Genomic DNA, 5,745 nt, shown 5'->3' on the forward strand with positions numbered 1-5,745 from the left:
GCGCCCGCCCGTGCCGCTGCGCCCGCCCGTGCCGCTGCGCCCGCCCGTGCCGCTGCGCCCGCCCGTGCCGCTGCGCCCGCCCGTGCTGCTGCGCCCACCCGTGCCGCGCTGCTGCGCCCGCCCGTGCCGCCCCTGGCGGCACGACTGCCCGCATCTACGAGGGTGCGCGGCCACCCCAGCGGCAGCCGCCCACACTTGCGGAGGTGGGCCCCCACCCCACCGCAGGTCGGGACGTCGGCGCAGGCCCATCGCCGGGCGTGCTGCACGAGCTCGTCCCTTTCGTCCCTGTGCATACTGTCAAAGTTCCACCCCCGGTTTTGTACACATACGGCTCATGACGGCCCCCCGGTAGGGGGCGATAGCCTGGTGGCGTGATCAGCGCGATATCTCGCGGGGGCATCGTCGCCCCTGCCCTGCGCCCGGAGAGCACGGACCACATCCGTGACCGGGTGGCGATCGCTGGTCTTCGCGGGCGGGTCGGGGTGGCGACCAGCGCACTCCGGATGCCGAAGGCACCCCACGGACGGACGTCGCCGAGAGCAGCGTCACAGTCTCCGAAGGCGCCACAAATGGCTGATAACCCCCCGCTCATCTCCCCTTGCGGCATAGCGTCGGAGCAGACCGGACACCCCGCGTCACGGCGTTACGTCGAAAGCGAAGAGACCGTACTTCCTTCAACGTCACGCAACGGCGCGCGACAGGAGCCAGAGGACAATGCAGACCAAGCTGGACGAAGCCAAGGCCGAGCTGCTCGAACGGGCCGCCCGGGTAGCTGAGAACAGCCCGGTCGGGGGGCACCTACCGACTGGGACGACGAGCGAGGGCACTCCTGACCGGGACACCGTGCTCGCGTTCCTCCAGCGCTACTACCTGCACACCGCCCCGGAGGACCTCACCGACCGCGACCCGGTCGATGTCTTCGGAGCCGCCTACTCCCACTACCGACTGGCCGAGAACCGCCCCCAGGGCACGGCCAACGTGCGGGTCCACACCCCGACCGTCGAGGAGAACGGCTGGACGTGCAGCCACTCCGTCGTCGAGGTCGTCACCGATGACATGCCTTTTCTGGTCGACTCGGTCACCAATGAGCTCTCCCGCCAGGGCCGCGGTATTCATGTCGTCATCCACCCGCAGTTCGTCGTACGGCGTGATCTGACCGGTGAGCTCATCGACGTGCTGCCCGGGCGGCCCGCCGTCGAGGAGCTTCCGCACGACGCCCACGTCGAGTCCTGGATCCACGTCGAGATCGACCGCGAGACCGACCGCTCCGACCTGAAGCAGATCACCTCCGATCTGCTGCGCGTCCTGTCCGACGTCCGTGAGGCCGTCGAGGACTGGGAGAAGATGCGCGACTCCGCGCTGCGGATCGCGGAGGAGCTGCCCAAGGAGCCGACCGCCGACGACCTGCGCGACCAGGAGGTCGAGGAGGCACGTGAGCTGCTGCGCTGGCTCGCGGGCGACCACTTCACCTTCCTGGGGTACCGGGAGTACGAGCTGCGGGACGACGACTCGCTGGCCGCCGTGCCCGGCACCGGGCTCGGCATCCTGCGCGCCGACCCGCAGCACGCGGGCGAGGACAGCCACCCGGTCAGCCCGTCCTTCGAGCGGCTGCCCGCCGACGCCCGCGCCAAGGCCCGCGAGCACAAGCTGCTGGTGCTGACGAAGGCGAACAGCCGGGCGACCGTGCACCGGCCGTCGTACCTCGACTACGTCGGGGTGAAGAAGTTCGACGCCGACGGCAACGTGATCGGCGAGCGGCGCTTCCTCGGCCTGTTCTCCTCGGCCGCGTACACCGAGTCCGTGCGCCGCGTGCCCGTCGTGCGCCGCAAGGTCGACGAGGTGCTCAAGGGCGCGGGCTTCTCGCCCAACAGTCACGACGGCCGCGATCTGCTGCAGATCCTGGAGACGTACCCGCGCGACGAGCTCTTCCAGACGCCCGCCGACGAGCTGCGCTCCATCGTCACCTCGGTGCTCTACCTCCAGGAGCGGCGCCGGCTGCGGCTCTACCTGCGCCAGGACGAGTACGGGCGCTACTACTCGGCGCTCGTCTACCTCCCGCGCGACCGCTACACCACCGGCGTACGCCTGCGGATCATCGACATCCTCAAGGAGGAGCTGCAGGGCACCAGCGTCGACTTCACGGCCTGGAACACCGAGTCGATCCTGTCCCGGCTGCACTTCGTGGTCCGCGTCGAGCCCGGCACCGAGCTGCCGCAGCTGTCCGACGCCGACAAGGAACGCATCGAGGCGCGGCTCGTCGAGGCCGCCCGCTCCTGGGCCGACGGCTTCGCGGAGGCGCTGACCGCCGAGTGCGGCGAGGAGCGCGCCGCCGAACTGCTGCGCCGCTACGGCAACGCCTTCCCCGAGGGCTACAAGGCCGACCACACCCCGCGCGCCGCCGTCGCCGACCTGGTCCACCTCGAAGCGCTCACGCGCGACAAGACCAAGGACTTCGCGCTCAGCCTGTACGAGCCGGTGGGCGCCGCGCCGGGTGAGCGCCGTTTCAAGATCTACCGCACCGGTGAGCAGGTGTCGCTCTCCGCGGTGCTGCCCGCCCTGAACCGGATGGGCGTCGAGGTCACCGACGAGCGGCCGTACGAGCTGCGCTGCTCGGACCGGACGACCGCCTGGATCTACGACTTCGGGCTGCGCCTGCCCAAGTCCATGAACGGCAACGGCGACTCCCTCGGCGACGACGGCCGCGAGCGCTTCCAGGAGGCCTTCGCCGCCACCTGGACCGGCGAGGCGGAGAACGACGGCTTCAACGCCCTCGTGCTGAGCGCCGGGCTGACCTGGCGGCAGGCGATGGTGCTGCGCGCGTACGCGAAGTACCTGCGCCAGGCCGGTTCCACCTTCAGCCAGGACTACATGGAGGACACCCTCCGCAACAACGTCCACACCACCCGGCTGCTGGTCTCGCTCTTCGAGGCGCGGATGTCGCCGGACCGCCAGCGCGCCGGTCTGGAGCTGACCGACGCCCTCCTCGAGGAGCTGGACGCCGCACTCGACCAGGTCGCCTCGCTGGACGAGGACCGGATCCTGCGGTCCTTCCTGCACCTCATCAAGGCGACCCTGCGGACGAACTTCTTCCAGGAGGCGCTGGGCGCCAAGTGGCACGGATACGTCTCCATGAAGTTCGACCCGACGGCCATCCCGGACCTTCCGGCGCCGCGTCCGGCGTACGAGATCTGGGTGTACTCACCGCGCGTCGAGGGTGTGCACCTGCGGTTCGGCAAGGTCGCGCGCGGCGGGCTGCGCTGGTCCGACCGGCGTGAGGACTTCCGCACGGAGATCCTGGGTCTGGTCAAGGCGCAGATGGTGAAGAACACCGTCATCGTGCCGGTCGGCGCCAAGGGCGGCTTCGTCGCCAAGCAGCTGCCCGACCCGTCCGTGGACCGCGACGCCTGGCTGGCCGAGGGCATTCGCAGCTACAAGACCTTCATCTCGGCGCTGCTCGACATCACCGACAACATGGTCGCCGGTGAGGTCGTGCCGCCCGTGGACGTCGTCCGGCACGACGGGGACGACACGTACCTCGTGGTCGCCGCCGACAAGGGCACCGCCACCTTCTCGGACATCGCCAACGGGGTCGCGGAGAAGTACAACTTCTGGCTCGGCGACGCCTTCGCCTCCGGCGGCTCCGCCGGTTACGACCACAAGAAGATGGGCATCACCGCGCGCGGTGCCTGGGAGTCCGTGAAGCGGCACTTCCGGGAGCTGGGCGTGAACACCCAGACGCAGGACTTCACCGTGGTCGGCGTAGGCGACATGTCGGGTGACGTGTTCGGCAACGGCATGCTGCTCAGCGAGCACATCCGGCTGGTCGCGGCCTTCGACCACCGGCACATCTTCATCGACCCGACCCCGGACGCGGAGACGTCGTACGCCGAGCGGCGCCGCCTGTTCGAGCTGCCGCGCTCGTCGTGGGCCGACTACAACAGCGAGCTGATCTCGTCCGGCGGCGGTGTGTTCCCGCGTACCGCCAAGGCGATCCCGGTCAACGCGCATGTCCGCGAGGCCCTCGGTATCGAGGCCGGCGTCGCCAAGATGACCCCGGCCGACCTGATGAGGGCGATCCTCCGGGCGCCGGTCGACCTGCTGTGGAACGGCGGCATCGGTACGTACGTGAAGTCGTCCGCCGAGTCGCACGCGGATGTCGGCGACAAGGCCAACGACGCGATCCGCGTGGACGGCGCGGACCTGCGTGTCAAGGTCGTCGGCGAGGGCGGCAACCTGGGTCTGACCCAGCTCGGCCGGATCGAGTTCGCGCAGCACGGCGGCAAGATCAACAACGATGCCATCGACAACAGCGCGGGCGTGGACACCTCCGACCACGAGGTGAACATCAAGATCCTGCTCAACGCGGTGGTGGCCAACGGCGATCTGACCGTCAAGCAGCGCAACAAGCTGCTCGCCGAGATGACCGACGAGGTCGGCGCGCTGGTCCTGCGCAACAACTACGCGCAGAACGTGGCGATCGCCAACGCGCTGGCCCAGTCCCCGGACATGCTCCACGCCCAGCAGCGGTTCATGCGCAGCCTGGTGCGCTCGGGCCACCTCGACCGGGCCCTGGAGTTCCTGCCCAGCGAGCGGCAGATCCGCGAGCGGCTCAACAGCGGGCAGGGCCTGACCGGGCCCGAGACGGCCGTCCTTCTCGCGTACACGAAGATCACGGTCTCCGACGAGCTGCTCGCCACCTCGCTGCCGGACGACCCGTATCTGCAGAAGCTGCTGTACGCGTACTTCCCCACCGCGCTGCGCGAGAAGTTCCGCGAGCAGATCGAGGCGCACGCGCTGCGCCGGGAGATCGTCACGACCGTCCTGGTCAACGACACGGTCAACACGGGCGGTACGAGCTTCCTGCACCGTCTCCGTGAGGAGACCGGCGCTTCCCTGGAGGAGGTCGTCCGGGCGCAGACCGCGGCCCGCGCGATCTTCGAGTCGAGCAAGGTGTGGGACGCGGTGGAGGCGCTGGACAACATCGTCGCCGCCGACGTGCAGACCCGCATCCGGCTCCACTCCCGGCGCCTCGTCGAGCGCGGCACGCGCTGGCTGCTCAACAACCGGCCGCAGCCGCTCCAGCTCGCCGAGACGATCAGCTTCTTCAGCGACGGTGTCGAGCAGGTCTGGTCGGAGCTGCCCAAGCTGCTGCGCGGCGCGGATCTGGAGTGGTACCAGCAGATCTACGACGAGCTGTCGGGCGCCGGCGTCCCGGACGAGCTGGCCACCCGCGTGGCCGGGTTCTCCTCCGCCTTCCCGACGCTGGACATCGTCGCGGTGGCCGACCGCACGGGCAAGGACCCGATGGCCGTCGCCGAGGTCTACTACGACCTCGCCGACCGTCTCGGCATCACCCAGCTGATGGACCGCATCATCGAGCTCCCGCGTGCCGACCGCTGGCAGTCCATGGCCCGCGCGTCGATCCGTGAGGACCTCTACGCGGCCCACGCCTCGCTGACCGCCGACGTCCTCGCCGTCGGCAACGGCACCTCGACTCCCGAGCAGCGCTTCAAGGCCTGGGAGGAGAAGAACGCGGCGATCCTCGGACGGGCCCGTACGACCCTGGAGGAGATCCGGGGCTCGGACTCGTTCGACCTCGCGAATCTGTCGGTGGCGATGCGGACGATGCGGACGCTGCTGCGGACGCATTCGTAATTCACCCGATTGGCGTACATCGAGAGGGGCGCCCCCCCCCCGGGCGGGCGGGGGGGCCCCCCCTTGGGGATGGACGGCGCGCGCCCAGAT

The 5,745-nt window shown here is 69.8% G+C and carries 1 protein-coding gene; it reads left to right on the forward strand.

What is annotated here, in order from left to right:
- Window positions 1–714 precede the first annotated feature (714 nt).
- Window positions 715–5,655 (forward strand): NAD-glutamate dehydrogenase, encoded by a 4,941-nt coding sequence (locus tag ACFVXA_RS38765; RefSeq protein ID WP_383911542.1) that lies wholly within the window; start codon window positions 715–717, stop codon window positions 5,653–5,655.
- The last annotated feature ends 90 nt before the right edge of the window (window positions 5,656–5,745 follow it).

The sequence above is a fragment of the Streptomyces sp. NPDC058246 genome (assembly GCF_042881985.1).
Lineage (GTDB): Bacteria > Actinomycetota > Actinomycetes > Streptomycetales > Streptomycetaceae > Streptomyces.